The sequence below is a fragment of the Streptococcus sp. 27098_8_91 genome, assembly GCF_041432385.1.
GTDB lineage: Bacteria > Bacillota > Bacilli > Lactobacillales > Streptococcaceae > Streptococcus.
Genome location: NZ_JAPVZN010000005.1, coordinates 1 through 15684, shown reverse-complemented (window position 1 = coordinate 15684; position 15684 = coordinate 1). Strand labels below are relative to the sequence as shown.

Sequence of the window (15684 nt, the reverse complement as noted above, 5' to 3'; positions counted from 1 at the left end):
ATGAATCAAGTAATTAATGATATGCGTAAACGAGTCTGTGATGCCAATCAATCATTGCCAAAACATGGACTTGTTAAATTTACCTGGGGCAATGTATCGGAAGTCAATCGCGAACTCGGTGTCATTGTTATCAAACCATCAGGTGTAGATTATGACGAATTGACACCTGAAAATATGGTGGTAACTGACCTGGATGGCAAGGTTCTAGAAGGAGATTTAAGACCATCTTCTGATCTTCCAACTCATGTGCAGTTATATAAGGCTTGGCCAGAGATTGCTAGTGTGGTCCATACCCATTCGACTGAAGCCGTTGGTTGGGCTCAGGCAGGTCGTGATATTCCTTTCTACGGAACAACCCATGCAGACTACTTCTACGGTTCAATCCCTTGCGCTCGTAGTTTGACTAAGGATGAAGTAGAAGTGGCCTATGAAAAAGATACTGGCCTGGTTATCGTAGAAGAGTTTGAACGTCGTGGTCTCAACCCTGTTGAAGTACCAGGGATTGTCGTACGTAATCACGGTCCATTCACCTGGGGCAAAAACCCAGAGAATGCTGTCTATCACTCTGTTGTACTAGAGGAAGTATCTAAGATGAATCGCTTTACAGAGCAAATCAATCCAAGAGTTGAACCTGCTCCTCGGTACATCCTAGAAAAACACTACCAACGTAAACATGGACCAAATGCTTATTACGGTCAAAAAAAATAAGAAATTGAATTGAAAAGAGGCTAGGACCTTTCGATCCAAGCCTCGCTTTTGTAGTTGTAAGTATCCACTGTTAGGAGTTTACAGCATATAATTGCAAAGTCTGTACGAATGTGATACCATTATAAAGTTGTTTTGGAAGCGATTGACAAATATAGGAGTATGAATTATGGTTTTAGATAAGGCGAGCTGTGACTTGCTTCAATATTTGATGGATCAAGAAACGTCCAAAACGATTATGACGATTTCGAAAGATCTAGCTCAATCTCGAAGAAAAATCTACTATCACATTGATAAAATCAATGATGCTTTGGATGATGAGAATTTGCATATCATCAGTCTGCCTCGGATTGGTATTTACTTGACCGATGAACAAAGAGAAGCTTGTCGTCAATTATTAGACGAAGTTGATTCTTATGATTACATCATGAGTGCCAACGAGCGGATGCAGCTGATGCTCCTTCTGATTGGTATTTCCAAAGAGAGAATCACGCTTGAAAAACTCATGGAATTAACAGAAGTCTCTCGAAATACGGTCCTAAATGATTTAAATACTATTCGTTACCAGCTGACACTAGAGCAGTATCAAGTAACGCTTCAAGTTAGTAAATCTCGCGGTTACTATCTAAATGCACATCCTCTAAATAAAATCCAGTATCTTCAATCCCTTCTCTATCATATCTTTATGGAAGAAAATCCAGCCTTTGTTGCTATTTTAGAGGAAAAGATCAAGGAACGATTAGACGGTGAGATGCTTCTTTCCGATGAGATCAATCAATTTCTCAAAAAACAGGTTCCGTTGGTTGAGCAAGATTTGGGGAAAAAAATAAACCATCACGAAGTCACATTTATGTTACAGGTTCTTCCCTATCTTCTACTAGGGTGTGATACCGTTACTCGAAATCAAGATAAACATCAAGAAATTGATCAAGAATTTTCATTGATTCGAAAGAGGATAGAATACCAGGTGTCTAAGAAACTAGGAGAACGCTTGTTTGAAACATTTGGAATCTCATTTTCAGAATTAGATAGATCTCTGTTAGCCATTCTTTTGTTATCCTATCGAAAAGATCGAGACATCCATGCAGAAAGTAAAGATTTTCAGCATTTGAGAATGGCTTTAGAAGAGTTTATTTGGTATTTTGAATCCCAAACCAGAATGGAGATTGAACAGAAAGAAGACTTGTTGAGGAATCTCGTGATTCATTGTAAGGCTCTACTATTTAGAAAAAATTATGGGATCTTCTCAAAAAATCCTTTAACTAGGCAGATTCGTTCCAAGTATAGTGAGCTTTTCGTAATTACAAAAAAATGTGCTGAAGTGCTAGAAGAAGCCTGGCAGATTCGATTGACGGATGATGAGATTGCCTATCTGACCATTCACGTTGGAGGATTTTTAAAGTATACTCCATCGATTCAAAACAATACCAAGAAGATTTATATTGTGTGTGATGAAGGTGTGGGCGTTTCTAAACTCTTACTTAAACAATGTCGCTTCTATCTTCCAAACGAACAGATTGGGGCAGTCTTTACCACTGAGCAGTTCAAAAGCGTGGAGGATATTACTCAGGTTGATTTACTGATCACAACAAACGATGAACTTGAGAGTCGCTTCCCTGTATTAAAGGTAAATCCTATACTTGAGGCAGAAGATATTTTACGCATAACAGACTTTATGAAGAATAAGGTCCTTAGAAAAGACGGTCGAACCTTCAAGGACAATCTATCAACCATTATCGGCACCTATATATCTGATAAACACGTTGCAGCAAAATTACAGGAAGAAATTCAACTCTTAATCAACCAAGAATTAGTCATACAAGCTTTTTTAGATGAATCATAAATATCACAGTCCAATGATGAACACAAACCTGTGTTTTTCTTGGTCTTTTTTAATATTTCGGTCGGTGTTATACTAAGTATGAAATGAAAACTTGAACAAAATATGGAGGATTTCAAATGCCAAACGTAAAAGAAATTACAAGAGAATCATGGATTTTAGCTACTTTCCCAGAGTGGGGAACATGGTTGAACGAAGAAATCGAAGAAGAAGTCGTGCCTGAAGGCAACTTTGCCATGTGGTGGCTAGGTAACTGTGGTACTTGGATTAAGACACCAGGTGGTGCTAACGTTGTCATGGACCTTTGGTCAAACCGTGGAAAATCAACCAAAAAAGTGAAAGATATGGTTCGTGGACACCAAATGGCAAATATGGCAGGTGTTCGTAAATTGCAACCAAACTTGCGTGTTCAACCAATGGTTATTGATCCATTTGCAATTAACGAACTAGATTACTACTTGGTTTCACACTTCCACAGTGACCATATCGACCCATACACAGCTGCAGCGATTCTCAACAATCCTAAGTTAGAGCATGTTAAGTTTATCGGTCCTTACCATTGTGGTCGAATCTGGGAAGGCTGGGGTGTTCCAAAAGAACGAATCATCGTTGTGAAGCCAGGTGATACTATCGAACTAAAAGACATGAAGATTCATGCAGTAGAATCATTTGACCGTACTTGCTTGGTAACTCTACCAGTAAATGGAGCTGACGAAACAGGTGGTGAACTTGCTGGGTTGGCTGTTACAGATGAAGAAATGGCTCAAAAGGCTGTTAACTATGTCTTTGAAACACCAGGTGGAACCATCTATCATGGTGCGGATTCTCACTTCTCAAACTACTTTGCGAAACATGGTAAAGACTTCAAAATTGATGTTGCTTTGAATAACTATGGTGAAAACCCAGTAGGTATCCAAGATAAAATGACTTCTATCGACCTTCTTCGCATGGCAGAAAATCTACGTGCCAAAGTCATTATCCCAGTTCACTATGATATCTGGTCTAACTTCATGGCTTCTACCAATGAAATCCTAGAACTTTGGAAAATGAGAAAAGATCGCTTGCAATACGATTTCCATCCATTTATCTGGGAAGTTGGTGGTAAATACACTTATCCTCAAGACCAACACTTAATAGAATATCATCACCCACGTGGTTTTGATGACTGCTTCGAACAAGACTCAAATATCCAATTCAAAGCCTTGCTTTAATATAAAAATTTTTTCTGGAGGTTATCCGTATGTTGCACGATACGGATAATTTTCATATAATAGTACAAATAGAATATGTGATAGACCTATCACCTCAAAGAGAAAGGAAATTCTATGTCAAATCTATCTGTTAATGCGATTCGTTTTCTAGGTATTGACGCTATCAATAAAGCCAACTCAGGTCACCCAGGGGTGGTTATGGGAGCTGCACCGATGGCATACAGCCTATTCACTAAAGAACTTCGTATCAATCCAGCTCAACCAAACTGGATTAACCGCGACCGTTTCATTCTTTCAGCTGGTCACGGATCAATGCTTCTTTATGCCCTTCTCCACCTTTCTGGTTTTGAAGATGTGAGTATGGATGAAGTGAAGAACTTCCGTCAATGGGGCTCTAAAACTCCAGGTCACCCAGAATTTGGTCATACAGCAGGGGTTGATGCAACAACAGGTCCTCTAGGACAAGGGATTGCGACTGCGACAGGTTTTGCACAAGCAGAACGTTTCCTTGCAGCTAAGTACAACCGTGAAGGTTATAACATCTTTGACCACTATACTTACGTTATCTGTGGAGATGGTGACTTGATGGAAGGTGTCTCAAGTGAAGCTGCTTCTTATGCAGGCTTGCAAAAACTAGACAAGTTGGTTGTTCTTTATGATTCAAATGATATCAACTTGGATGGTGAGACAAAAGATTCATTCACAGAAAGTGTTCGCGATCGTTACAATGCCTACGGTTGGCATACAGCCTTGGTAGAAGATGGAACAGATTTAGAAGCTATTCATGCTGCTATTGAAGAAGCTAAGGCTTCAGGCAAACCATCTTTGATCGAAGTGAAAACTGTTATTGGATATGGTTCTCCAAACAAACAAGGGACTAATGCCGTACACGGTGCTCCTCTTGGTGCAGACGAAACTGCAGCAACTCGCCAGGCACTTGGTTGGAACTATGAACCATTTGAAATCCCAGCAGAAGTTTATGATGATTTCAAAGAAAATGTTGCAGACCGTGGAGCATCAGCCTATGAATCATGGACAAAATTAGTCGCAGATTACAAAGAAGCTCATCCAGAACTTGCTGCAGAAGTGGAAGCAATTATCGAAGGACGCGATCCAGTTGAATTGACTCCAGAAGACTTCCCAGCTTTAGAAAATGGTTTCTCTCAAGCAACTCGTAACTCAAGTCAGGATGCTTTAAATGTAGTGGCTGCTAAATTGCCAACCTTCCTTGGCGGATCAGCTGACCTTGCACATTCAAATATGACTTACATCAAAACGGATGGACTTCAAGATGATGCAAATCGCTTAAATCGTAACATCCAGTTTGGTGTTCGTGAATTTGCAATGGGTACTGTCTTGAACGGAATGGCTCTTCACGGTGGACTTCGTGTTTATGGTGGAACATTCTTCGTATTCTCAGACTATCTTAAGGCAGCGGTTCGATTGTCAGCTCTACAAGGTCTTCCTGTAACTTATGTCTTCACCCACGATTCAATCGCAGTCGGAGAAGATGGTCCAACTCATGAACCAATTGAGCACTTGGCAGGTCTTCGTGCGATTCCAAACCTCAATGTTTTCCGTCCAGCAGATGCGCGTGAAACTCAAGCAGCTTGGTATCAAGCAGTGAAGAGCGAGAAAACACCAACTGTTCTTGTCTTGACTCGTCAAAACTTGACTGTTGAAGAAGGAACAGACTTTGACAAGGTTGCGAAAGGTGCTTATGTTGTCTATGAAAATGCAACTGATTTTGACACTATCTTGATTGCAACAGGTTCAGAGGTTAATCTGGCTGTTGCAGCTGCTAAAGAATTGGCAAGTCAAGGTGGAAAAGTTCGCGTAGTCAGCATGCCATCTACAGATGTTTTTGACGCACAGGATGAAGCCTACAAAGAAGAAATCTTACCAAATGCAGTTCGTCGCCGTGTAGCAGTCGAAATGGGAGCAACTCAAAACTGGTATAAATACGTTGGTCTTGATGGAGCAGTTCTTGGTATTGATACCTTTGGAGCGTCTGCACCAGCACCAAAAGTTTTAGCAGAATATGGATTTACAGTTGAAAACTTAGTAGAACTTGTAAACAACTTGAAATAAGAAAATCAGGGCATTTGCTCTGGTTTTTTATTGACCTAAAATCAAGGTGCAATCTTGTAAAAACAAGTGAAATTTGATATAGTAGTTTTATCTGAATTACAAAGGAGAAAAAATAATGGGTGGGAATTTAACATTCTTGATTATGCTTGTTTTGATGTTTGGCTTGATGTTTTTCATGCAACGTTCTCAAAAGAAACAAGCTGAAAAACGTATGGAGAGCCTCAACAAACTTCAAAAAGGCTACGAAGTAATCACTATCGGTGGTCTCTACGGTACAGTCGACGAAGTTGATACTGAAAACAAAACGATTGTACTTGATGTAGACGGAGTATACTTGACTTTCGAATTAGGTGCAATTAGAACAGTTTTGCCAGCCAAAGAAGCTGTCACACCTGAAGGTGCAGTTATCGAAGAAGGCAGTGCTATTGAAGAATAAAACGGGGTGGAATGCATTCCCGTTTTTCTATAAATGAGAGGAACAATGATGAAAAAAGTTGTCTTTGTCTGTCTTGGCAATATTTGTCGTAGTCCTATGGCGGAATTTGTAATGAAATTCCTGACCGATAAATATGAGATTCAAAGTCGAGCGACTTCTTCCTGGGAACACGGTAATCCAATCCACAAAGGGACACAAGGCATCTTTCGAAGTCATGGCGTTCCTTATGATACTTCGAAAACTTCCCAACAAATTTCTAAAAAAGATTTTGAGTATTTTGACTATATCATTGGGATGGATGAGTCTAATCTCGCTGATTTGCATCAGATGTGTCCACAGGATCAACAATATAAGATACAGCCTTTTGCATCTGAAAGCGTTCCAGATCCCTGGTATACAGGTGATTTTGAAGAAACTTATGACCGAGTTTTAACTGGTTGCCAGGCTTGGTTAAGTCGCTTAGAAAATGAGAGTGAACATGGAAAATTTAAAAAAACTCTATGAAAAATATAGTGTCTATTTAACACGTCCCCGTTTAGAAATTGCGACAGTGATCGTCATTGTTGTCTGTGCAGGTCTCGTATTTCTGACTAATCTTCCAAAACAGGGCGTTCTTAAGCTTGATAACGATGCTATTATTTATGACGGGAGCCTAGTTCGTGGTAAGATGAATGGTCAGGGCACTGTTACCTTCTCAAACGGTGATACCTATACTGGAGAATTTAGCAATGGTGCCTTCAATGGTAAAGGTACCTACCAAGCTAAAGCAGGTTGGGTATATGAGGGAGACTTTGTAAATGGCCAAGCTGAAGGAAAAGGAAAACTGACTACCGAACAAGAAGTAGTCTATGAAGGGGATTTCAAACAAGGTTTATTTCAACAAGCACAATAACCTCCTCCTAGAAGGAGGTATTCTTCCAGAGTCTAAGAAAGCGCTTACATGGAAATAAAAACGGCTTACAAGACTGTTTTACAACTAAGTTTGTGAAAAATAAAACTTTTACGGAATAATTCACAAACTTTAAGTGAAAAAGTGCATGTGCGGGTATGTTTGAAATTATTTTCACAAACAAATAAAAAAAGTTTGTGAAATATCTATGAAACTGTTTACAAACGTTTAAAAAAGAGTTATAATAAACTTGTGAAAAAATTAACAAAGGACTTACAATCCTTGAAAGCTATGGAGGAAAATATGGCTGATAAAAAAACTGTAACACCAGAAGAAAAGAAACTCGCTGCTGAAAAGCATGTCGATGGTTTGGTGCAAAAAGCTTTAGTTGCCCTTGAAGAAATGCGTAAACTTGACCAAGATCAAGTCGATTATATCGTAGCAAAAGCTTCAGTTGCAGCACTTGATGCTCACGGAGAATTGGCTTTACATGCCTTTGAAGAAACAGGACGTGGAGTATTTGAAGATAAAGCAACTAAAAACCTATTTGCTTGTGAGCACGTAGTAAACAACATGCGCCACACTAAAACAGTTGGTGTTATCGAAGAAGATGATGTAACAGGATTGACTCTTATCGCTGAACCAGTTGGTGTTGTTTGTGGTATCACTCCAACAACAAACCCTACTTCAACAGCAATCTTTAAAGCGTTGATTTCATTGAAGACTCGTAATCCTATTGTCTTTGCATTCCACCCATCAGCTCAAGAATCATCAGCTCATGCAGCTCAAATCGTGCGTGACGCAGCGATTAAAGCGGGTGCTCCTGAAAACTGTGTACAGTGGATTACTGAACCATCTATGGAAGCAACTAGTGCATTGATGAACCACGAAGGTATTGCAACAATCCTTGCAACAGGTGGTAATGCCATGGTTAAAGCGGCATACTCATGTGGTAAACCAGCTCTTGGGGTAGGTGCCGGAAACGTTCCAGCTTATGTTGAAAAATCAGCTAACATCCGCCAAGCTGCTCACGATATCGTAATGTCTAAATCATTTGACAATGGTATGGTCTGTGCATCTGAACAAGCGGTTATCATTGATAAAGAAATTTACGATGAATTTGTAGCAGAGTTCAAATCTTACCATACTTACTTTGTAAACAAAAAAGAAAAAGCACTTCTTGAAGAGTTCTGCTTCGGCGTGAAAGCAAATAGCAAAAACTGTGCTGGTGCAAAATTGAACGCTGACATCGTTGGTAAACCAGCAACTTGGATTGCAGAACAAGCAGGATTTACTGTTCCAGAAGGAACAAACATTCTTGCTGCAGAATGTAAAGAAGTTGGTGAAAACGAGCCATTGACTCGTGAAAAATTGTCACCAGTTATCGCAGTTTTGAAATCTGAAAGCCGTGAAGATGGTATTGCTAAAGCTCGTCAAATGGTTGAATTTAACGGTCTTGGACACTCAGCTGCCATCCATACTGCTGATGAAGAATTGACTAAAGAATTTGGTAAAGCTGTTAAAGCTATTCGTGTTATCTGTAACTCACCTTCTACTTTCGGTGGTATCGGGGACGTTTATAATGCCTTCTTGCCATCATTGACACTCGGATGTGGTTCTTACGGACGTAACTCAGTTGGGGATAACGTTAGCGCCATTAACCTCTTGAATATCAAAAAAGTCGGAAGACGGAGAAATAACATGCAATGGATGAAACTTCCTTCAAAAACATACTTTGAACGTGATTCAATTCAATACCTTCAAAAATGTCGTGACGTTGAGCGTGTCATGATCGTTACTGACCACGCTATGGTAGAGCTTGGCTTCCTTGATCGTATCATCGAACAACTTGACCTTCGTCGCAATAAGGTTGTTTACCAAATCTTTGCAGATGTAGAACCAGATCCAGATATCACTACAGTTGAACGTGGTACTGAGATTATGCGCTCTTTCAAACCAGATACAATCATCGCTCTTGGTGGTGGTTCACCAATGGATGCTGCTAAAGTAATGTGGCTCTTCTATGAGCAACCAGAAGTGGACTTCCGTGACCTTGTACAAAAATTCATGGATATCCGTAAACGTGCCTTCAAATTCCCATTGCTTGGTAAGAAGACTAAATTCATCGCGATCCCAACTACATCTGGTACAGGATCTGAAGTAACTCCATTTGCCGTTATCTCTGATAAAGCAAACAACCGTAAATACCCAATCGCTGACTACTCATTGACACCAACTGTGGCAATCGTAGACCCTGCCTTGGTATTGACAGTTCCTGGATTTGTTGCTGCTGACACTGGTATGGACGTATTGACTCACGCGACTGAAGCTTACGTATCACAAATGGCTAGCGACTACACTGACGGTCTTGCTCTTCAAGCGATCAAACTCGTATTCGAAAACCTTGAAAGCTCAGTTAAGAATGCAGACTTCCACTCACGTGAGAAAATGCATAACGCTTCAACAATCGCTGGTATGGCCTTTGCGAATGCCTTCCTAGGTATTTCTCACTCAATGGCCCATAAGATTGGTGCGCAATTCCACACAATCCATGGTCGTACAAATGCAATCTTGCTTCCATACGTTATCCGTTACAATGGTACTCGCCCAGCTAAGACAGCTACATGGCCTAAGTACAACTACTACCGTGCAGACGAGAAATATCAAGATATCGCTCGTATGCTTGGACTTCCAGCTTCTACACCAGAAGAAGGGGTTGAATCTTTCGCAAAAGCTGTTTACGAACTCGGTGAGCGCGTAGGTATCGAAATGAACTTCAAAGCACAAGGTGTTGACGAAAAAGAATGGAAAGAACATTCACGTGAATTGGCCTTCCTTGCTTATGAAGACCAATGTTCACCTGCAAACCCACGTCTTCCAATGGTTGACCATATGCAAGAAATCATCGAAGATGCTTACTATGGTTACAAAGAAAGACCAGGACGCCGTAAATAATTGATTATCAGCCAAAACCGAGGGTAAACCTCGGTTTTTTTATGATTAGAGAATATATTTTTTATTAAGAAATGCATAGAATTGGAGTAGGCTGCAAGGCTAAGTAAAGAAATGAAAATATTATCAAAGCTTATCAGAAAAACAAGGCCAGCGCTTGCAATTAAACTCAAATAGTTATATAATAGGTATGTTGAAAGGTGATTTGTAGTGATTCAAGTTACTCTTTTCACAATAAAATTTTCATGATTTTCATAAGGAGGAAATCACTAATGGTAGTTAAAGTTGGTATTAACGGTTTCGGACGTATCGGTCGTCTTGCTTTCCGCCGTATCCAAAACGTAGAAGGTGTTGAAGTTACTCGCATCAACGACCTTACAGATCCAGTTATGCTTGCACACTTGTTGAAATATGACACAACTCAAGGTCGTTTCGACGGAACTGTGGAAGTTAAAGAAGGTGGATTTGAAGTTAACGGTAAATTCATCCGTGTTTCTGCTGAACGTGATCCAGAACAAATCGACTGGGCTAACGACGGTGTAGAAATCGTTCTTGAAGCTACTGGTTTCTTTGCTAAGAAAGCAGCTGCTGAAAAACACTTGCACCCAGGTGGAGCTAAGAAAGTTGTTATCACTGCTCCTGGTGGAAACGACGTTAAAACAGTTGTATTCAACACTAACCACGATGTCCTTGATGGTACTGAAACAGTTATCTCAGGTGCTTCATGTACTACAAACTGCTTGGCTCCAATGGCTAAAGCTCTTCAAGACAACTTTGGTGTTGTAGAAGGATTGATGACTACTATCCACGCTTACACTGGTGACCAAATGATCCTTGATGGACCACACCGTGGTGGTGACCTTCGTCGTGCTCGCGCTGGTGCAGCAAACATCGTTCCTAACTCAACTGGTGCTGCTAAAGCTATCGGTCTTGTAATCCCAGAGTTGAACGGTAAACTTGACGGATCTGCACAACGCGTTCCAACTCCAACTGGATCAGTTACTGAATTGGTAGCTGTTCTTGAAAAGAACGTTACTGTTGATGAAGTGAACGCAGCTATGAAAGCAGCTTCAAACGAATCATACGGTTACACAGAAGATCCAATCGTATCTTCAGATATCGTAGGTATGTCTTACGGATCATTGTTTGACGCAACTCAAACTAAAGTTCTTGACGTTGATGGTAAACAATTGGTTAAAGTTGTTTCATGGTACGACAACGAAATGTCATACACTGCACAACTTGTACGTACTCTTGAATACTTCGCTAAAATCGCTAAATAATTCTTGAGTTGATAAAAGCAAGGCCAACTGGTCTTGCTTTTTTTTGGTATCTATAAGAAAAAATGGATGATAGTGTCATCCATTTTGGTTTAATTCTCTTTCAAATGTATCTGATAGCGCAGTAAAGCTTAATTTGTTTAAGGTCAGAGGATGGACAAAAGAAAGTTTAAATGCATGAAGCATTAGTCTTTTAGTTTTTGAATGTGGATTGTAGAGAGGGTCTCCAAGGATTGGATGACCGTGGTGAGATAAATGAACTCGAATCTGATGAGTACGTCCTGTTTTTAATCGACAACGAAGAAGACTGGTCTTGTTTTGAAATTGTTTCAATCGAGTTACATGAGTTTCAGCATATTGCCCATTTTTTGTATCGACTATTCTTTTTCTGCGATCATGACGATCACGTCCGATTTTGTCCTTGAAAACAAGCTCTTTGCTGCTGATATTTCCGTTAACAAGTGCCCAATATTCTCTAGAAATCTCTTTTTTCTCCAATAAGCGATTGAGAATAGGCAGGATAAAAGGATTTTTAGCGAAGAGAACTAAACCGCTGGTTTCCATGTCTAGACGATGAACGACATAACAGGTCTGGCCAACGTAGGCACTGACATGGTTAAGAAGAGCAATCTCATCTGGTTGATTCCCGTGAGTTTTCATTCCTTCAGGTTTGTTGACGATGATTAAATGTTGGTCCTGATAAACTTCTTGGACAAGATTAGGATTCCCCCAAACAATTTCTTTTGTAGGATAATCCTCCTCATCGAAAATCAGTTGACATTCATCTCCGGATTTGACAGTTTGATGCCAGTGGACTTCTTCTTGATTGATGAGAATGTGCTTTTTAATTCTCAAGAAATGCCGTATTTTTCTCGGAATGAGTAGTTGCTCCTCCAAGAAGATTTTGACAGTCATTTCAGGAAGAGAATCAGGGATAACAAAGGTAAATTTCATACAGATATTGTAACAAAAAATAGATTATTTGGATAGAGAATCTAGCTAAATTCTTGTCTTCCTATGGGGAAGATGATAAAATAAACGCATGAAATTAGATACATTATTTGAAAAGTTTCTTTCTTTATTTAAAAAAGAAGAAGCTGAAATGGAAGAAATAGAAATCGACGAAGCTAATAATGAAGAAAATACCTCGACTAATTTAAGACGGTCAAGAGGTGGGCGAAAGAAAGTTGGGCAAGTCGGACCCATTCGAAAATTTTGGCGTCGCTATCATCTGACCAAAATCTTTCTAATTCTTGGACTAAGTGCAAGCTTGTTTGTTGGGGTTTATCTATTTGCCTTGGCTAAATCGACAAATGTTACAGACTTGCAGAATGCTTTGAAAACACGAACGGTGATTTTTGATAGAGAAGAGAATGAGGCTGGTGCCTTGTCAGGCCAAAAAGGAACCTATGTTGAGCTCTCGGAAATTAGTGAAGATTTGCAGAATGCTGTTATTGCGACAGAAGATAGAAGCTTCTATAAAAATAGTGGAATTAACTATGGTCGCTTTTTCCTAGCAATCCTAACAGCTGGTCGCTCGGGTGGTGGTTCTACAATTACCCAACAGTTAGCGAAAAATGCTTATCTTTCACAAGACCAAACTGTTCAGAGAAAGGCTAAAGAATTCTTTCTTGCTTTAGAATTAACCAAAAAATACAGTAAAAAAGAAATTCTAACCATGTATTTGAACAATGCCTACTTTGGTAATGGAGTTTGGGGTGTTGAGGATGCTAGTAAAAAGTACTTTGGTGTTTCAGCATCGGAATTAACTCTTGATGAAGCCGCCACTTTAGCAGGTATGCTTAAAGGCCCAGAGTTGTACAATCCTCTGAATTCTATTGAGCATTCAACTAATCGAAGAGATACTGTCTTGCAAAATATGGTGGCTGCAGGTTACCTTGATAAAAATAAGGAAGCAGAAGCAGCAAGTGTTGATATGGCTTCTCAATTGAAAGATAGTTATGAAGGGAAAATATCAGACTACCGTTATCCTTCCTATTTTGATGCAGTTGTTAATGAAGCTATTGAAAAGTATAATCTAACAGAGGAAGAAATCGTTAATAACGGTTATCGAATTTATACGGAGCTAGATCAAAATTACCAAGCAAATATGCAGGTTATCTATCAAAATACTTCGCTCTTTCCGACAGCTGAAGATGGGACACATGCAGAGTCTGGTAGTGTCGCTTTGGAGCCAAAAACGGGTGGAGTTCGAGGAGTTGTTGGTCGAGTGGCAGGGGATGATAAGACAGGTTTCAGAAATTTTAACTATGCAACCCAGACCAAAAGAAGTCCAGGTTCAACGATTAAACCTTTAGTAGTCTATACACCAGCAGTCGAAGCGGGTTGGGCTTTAAATAAAGAATTGGATAATCATACCATGGAATATGGAGACTATAAGGTTGACAACTACGCTGGGATCAAAACATCACCAGAAGTTCCAATGTATCAAGCCTTAGCCGAGTCTCTAAATCTTCCTGCTGTAGCGACAGTTAAGCAACTTGGTATCGATAAGGCTTTTGAATCAGGTGAAAGATTCGGACTTGATTTAACGAATGTTGATCGTGTGCTAGGTGTAGCTCTAGGTGGTGGGGTGGAGACAAGTCCGCTACAAATGGCGCAGGCTTATGCAGCGTTTGCAAATGAAGGTTTGATACCTGAAGCGCATTTTATTACTCGTATTGAAAATGCGAGTGGCCAAGTCATTGCAACTCACAAAAATTCTCAAAAACGTATAATAGATAAGTCAGTAGCCGATAAAATGACCAGTATGATGTTAGGTACTTTTACAAACGGTACAGGAATAAGCTCCTCGCCAGATGACTATGTTATGGCTGGGAAAACTGGTACAACTGAAGCAGCTTTTAACCCAGTATATACAAGTGACCAGTGGGTTATCGGATATACGCCTGATGTGGTGATAAGTCATTGGCTTGGTTTCCCGACTACGGACGAAAATCATTATCTGGCAGGTTCGACTTCGAATGGTGCTGCTCACATTTTTAGAAGTATGGCGGAAACAATTCTTCCTTATACACCAGGTAGTACCTTTACAGTTGAAAATGCCTATAAGTTGAATGGTATTGAACCAGAAAACACACGGAAACAAACTACAAGTGATACTAGTACGCAGTCGGATGATATATTAGCAGATATTCGTGGACGAGCACAAAATCTGGTCGATGAAGCAGGCAAAGCTATTTCAGATGCTAAGATTAAAGAAAAAGCCCAGACAGTTTGGGATACCATTGTAGATCTGTTTCACTAATACGTTTATAAGCTAAAAGACAAGGATTCAAATCTTTGTCTTTTTTCACTCTCACTTGTCAGCATTTACAACTTCCATAACATTACAGACTTGAAAAAACACAAGATAGGAAAGACAGCCCCTCTTTCCTCCTTTCTCTGCTATACTACAAGCAGAGAAAGGGGGAAAGCAAATGCTTGAAAAGAATTATGCAAAGGTAAAAGGAATTGTTCATAGATGCCGAAAAGATTATTATCTTCATCTATGGGAAAAAGAAGACTGGGACCAAGAAGGCATGATCTGTCTCCATGAACTTCTAGAACACCATCCAGAACTAGTGGAAGAAGAAAAGAAACTCTACGTCTACTTTAAAACAAAATTTCGGAATCGAATCCTTGATAGCGTCAGAAAACAAGAGAGTCAAAAGCGTCGCCTAGACCGAATGTCCTACGAAGAAGTAGGGGAGATTAGCCATCGCCTACCAGAAGGAGGTTTATGGCTGGATGATTATTATGCCTTTCATGACTTGTTAGGTAATTATAGAAGAAAGTTGCCCCAAGATAAGCAAGAAGCCTACGAACGTCTATGGGCAGACGAACGATTTAAAGGTCGCAAAGCCCTTCTCAGAGAGCTGAAGGAATTAATTCAGGAGAAATGAAAAAAATTTTAAAAAAGGTGTTGACAAAGTAAGAAAAGTCGGTATAATAGTAAGAGTTGAAAATAACAACTCCGGTCCGTTGGTCAAGGGGTTAAGACACCGCCTTTTCACGGCGGTAACACGGGTTCGAATCCCGTACGGACTATAGTATGTTACAGATGAAACACTAGATGAAAAAAATTAAAAAAAGTTTCAAAAAAGTGTTGACAAGCGAAAGCGACTGTGATATACTAATATAGTTGTCACTTGAGAGAAGCGAGTGACAAAGACCTTTGAAAACTGAACAAGACGAACCAATGTGCAGGGCACTACAACTAAGGTTGTAGTACTGAACAATGAAAAAAACAATAAATCTGTCAGTGACAGAAATGAGTG

12 protein-coding genes and 1 tRNA gene are annotated in these 15684 nt (G+C 39.8%); 12 read left to right on the top strand and 1 reads right to left on the bottom strand.

Annotated elements, in window-relative coordinates; all coding sequences use genetic code 11:
- From O3611_RS05565 to gap, 9 genes are all read left to right on the top strand, one after another.
- Positions 1 to 708 carry an L-ribulose-5-phosphate 4-epimerase gene (locus O3611_RS05565; RefSeq protein WP_371608054.1) on the top strand — a complete coding sequence of 236 codons (708 nt, stop codon included), beginning with the start codon at positions 1 to 3 and terminating at the stop codon, positions 706 to 708.
- Between the two features lie 166 nt (positions 709 to 874).
- Positions 875 to 2548: a transcription antiterminator gene (locus O3611_RS05560; RefSeq protein ID WP_371608053.1), complete on the top strand. Its 1674-nt coding sequence runs from the start codon at positions 875 to 877 to the stop codon at positions 2546 to 2548.
- Between the two features lie 116 nt (positions 2549 to 2664).
- On the top strand, positions 2665 to 3756 hold the full coding sequence (gene ulaG, locus O3611_RS05555) for an L-ascorbate 6-phosphate lactonase (protein WP_006153413.1): 1092 nt from the start codon (positions 2665 to 2667) through the stop codon (positions 3754 to 3756).
- Between the two features lie 114 nt (positions 3757 to 3870).
- Positions 3871 to 5847 carry a transketolase gene (tkt, locus tag O3611_RS05550; RefSeq protein ID WP_371608052.1) on the top strand — a complete coding sequence of 659 codons (1977 nt, stop codon included), beginning with the start codon at positions 3871 to 3873 and terminating at the stop codon, positions 5845 to 5847.
- A gap of 115 nt (positions 5848 to 5962) precedes the next feature.
- Positions 5963 to 6283: a preprotein translocase subunit YajC gene (gene yajC / locus O3611_RS05545; protein WP_371608051.1), complete on the top strand. Its 321-nt coding sequence runs from the start codon at positions 5963 to 5965 to the stop codon at positions 6281 to 6283.
- Between the two features lie 48 nt (positions 6284 to 6331).
- Positions 6332 to 6787 carry a low molecular weight protein-tyrosine-phosphatase gene (locus tag O3611_RS05540; RefSeq protein ID WP_371608121.1) on the top strand — a complete coding sequence of 152 codons (456 nt, stop codon included), beginning with the start codon at positions 6332 to 6334 and terminating at the stop codon, positions 6785 to 6787.
- Positions 6762 to 7175, top strand: coding sequence for an MORN repeat-containing protein (locus O3611_RS05535; protein ID WP_049504892.1), 414 nt, complete (start codon positions 6762 to 6764; stop codon positions 7173 to 7175). The genes O3611_RS05540 and O3611_RS05535 overlap by 26 nt, the downstream gene beginning before the upstream one ends.
- Positions 7176 to 7475: 300 nt before the next feature.
- Positions 7476 to 10127 (top strand): bifunctional acetaldehyde-CoA/alcohol dehydrogenase, encoded by a 2652-nt coding sequence (adhE, locus tag O3611_RS05530; RefSeq protein ID WP_000763948.1) that lies wholly within the window; start codon positions 7476 to 7478, stop codon positions 10125 to 10127.
- Between the two features lie 269 nt (positions 10128 to 10396).
- The gene (gene gap / locus O3611_RS05525) at positions 10397 to 11407 is read left to right on the top strand and encodes a type I glyceraldehyde-3-phosphate dehydrogenase (RefSeq protein WP_000260668.1); all 1011 of its coding nucleotides are present in this window, start codon (positions 10397 to 10399) and stop codon (positions 11405 to 11407) included.
- A 75-nt stretch (positions 11408 to 11482) separates the two neighbouring features.
- Here the strand turns inward: gap and O3611_RS05520 are convergent, their stop codons facing one another.
- Positions 11483 to 12358 (bottom strand): RluA family pseudouridine synthase, encoded by an 876-nt coding sequence (locus O3611_RS05520; protein ID WP_153224702.1) that lies wholly within the window; start codon positions 12356 to 12358, stop codon positions 11483 to 11485.
- Between the two features lie 88 nt (positions 12359 to 12446).
- Between O3611_RS05520 and pbp2a the strand changes: the two genes are divergently transcribed.
- The 3 genes from pbp2a to O3611_RS05505 all read left to right on the top strand — a co-directional run bounded on the left by pbp2a (position 12447) and on the right by O3611_RS05505 (position 15454).
- Positions 12447 to 14672 (top strand): penicillin-binding protein PBP2A, encoded by a 2226-nt coding sequence (gene pbp2a / locus O3611_RS05515; protein ID WP_371608050.1) that lies wholly within the window; start codon positions 12447 to 12449, stop codon positions 14670 to 14672.
- 172 nt (positions 14673 to 14844) lie between these two features.
- Positions 14845 to 15309 (top strand): sigma-70 family RNA polymerase sigma factor, encoded by a 465-nt coding sequence (locus tag O3611_RS05510; protein ID WP_371608049.1) that lies wholly within the window; start codon positions 14845 to 14847, stop codon positions 15307 to 15309.
- Between the two features lie 73 nt (positions 15310 to 15382).
- Positions 15383 to 15454 (top strand) — tRNA-Glu (locus tag O3611_RS05505).
- Positions 15455 to 15684 lie beyond the last annotated feature (230 nt).

Bases quoted from the DNA above. Each gene is read 5' to 3' on its own strand.
- O3611_RS05560 (WP_371608053.1), top strand. From the start codon at position 875: ATGGTTTTAGATAAGGCGAGCTGTGACTTGCTTCAATATTTGATGGAT.
- O3611_RS05520 (WP_153224702.1), bottom strand. From the start codon at position 12,358: ATGAAATTTACCTTTGTTATCCCTGATTCTCTTCCTGAAATGACTGTC.
- O3611_RS05535 (WP_049504892.1), top strand. From the start codon at position 6,762: ATGGAAAATTTAAAAAAACTCTATGAAAAATATAGTGTCTATTTAACA.
- gap (WP_000260668.1), top strand. From the start codon at position 10,397: ATGGTAGTTAAAGTTGGTATTAACGGTTTCGGACGTATCGGTCGTCTT.
- tkt (WP_371608052.1), top strand. From the start codon at position 3,871: ATGTCAAATCTATCTGTTAATGCGATTCGTTTTCTAGGTATTGACGCT.
- O3611_RS05540 (WP_371608121.1), top strand. From the start codon at position 6,332: ATGAAAAAAGTTGTCTTTGTCTGTCTTGGCAATATTTGTCGTAGTCCT.
- O3611_RS05565 (WP_371608054.1), top strand. From the start codon at position 1: ATGAATCAAGTAATTAATGATATGCGTAAACGAGTCTGTGATGCCAAT.
- adhE (WP_000763948.1), top strand. From the start codon at position 7,476: ATGGCTGATAAAAAAACTGTAACACCAGAAGAAAAGAAACTCGCTGCT.
- O3611_RS05510 (WP_371608049.1), top strand. From the start codon at position 14,845: ATGCTTGAAAAGAATTATGCAAAGGTAAAAGGAATTGTTCATAGATGC.
- yajC (WP_371608051.1), top strand. From the start codon at position 5,963: ATGGGTGGGAATTTAACATTCTTGATTATGCTTGTTTTGATGTTTGGC.
- ulaG (WP_006153413.1), top strand. From the start codon at position 2,665: ATGCCAAACGTAAAAGAAATTACAAGAGAATCATGGATTTTAGCTACT.
- pbp2a (WP_371608050.1), top strand. From the start codon at position 12,447: ATGAAATTAGATACATTATTTGAAAAGTTTCTTTCTTTATTTAAAAAA.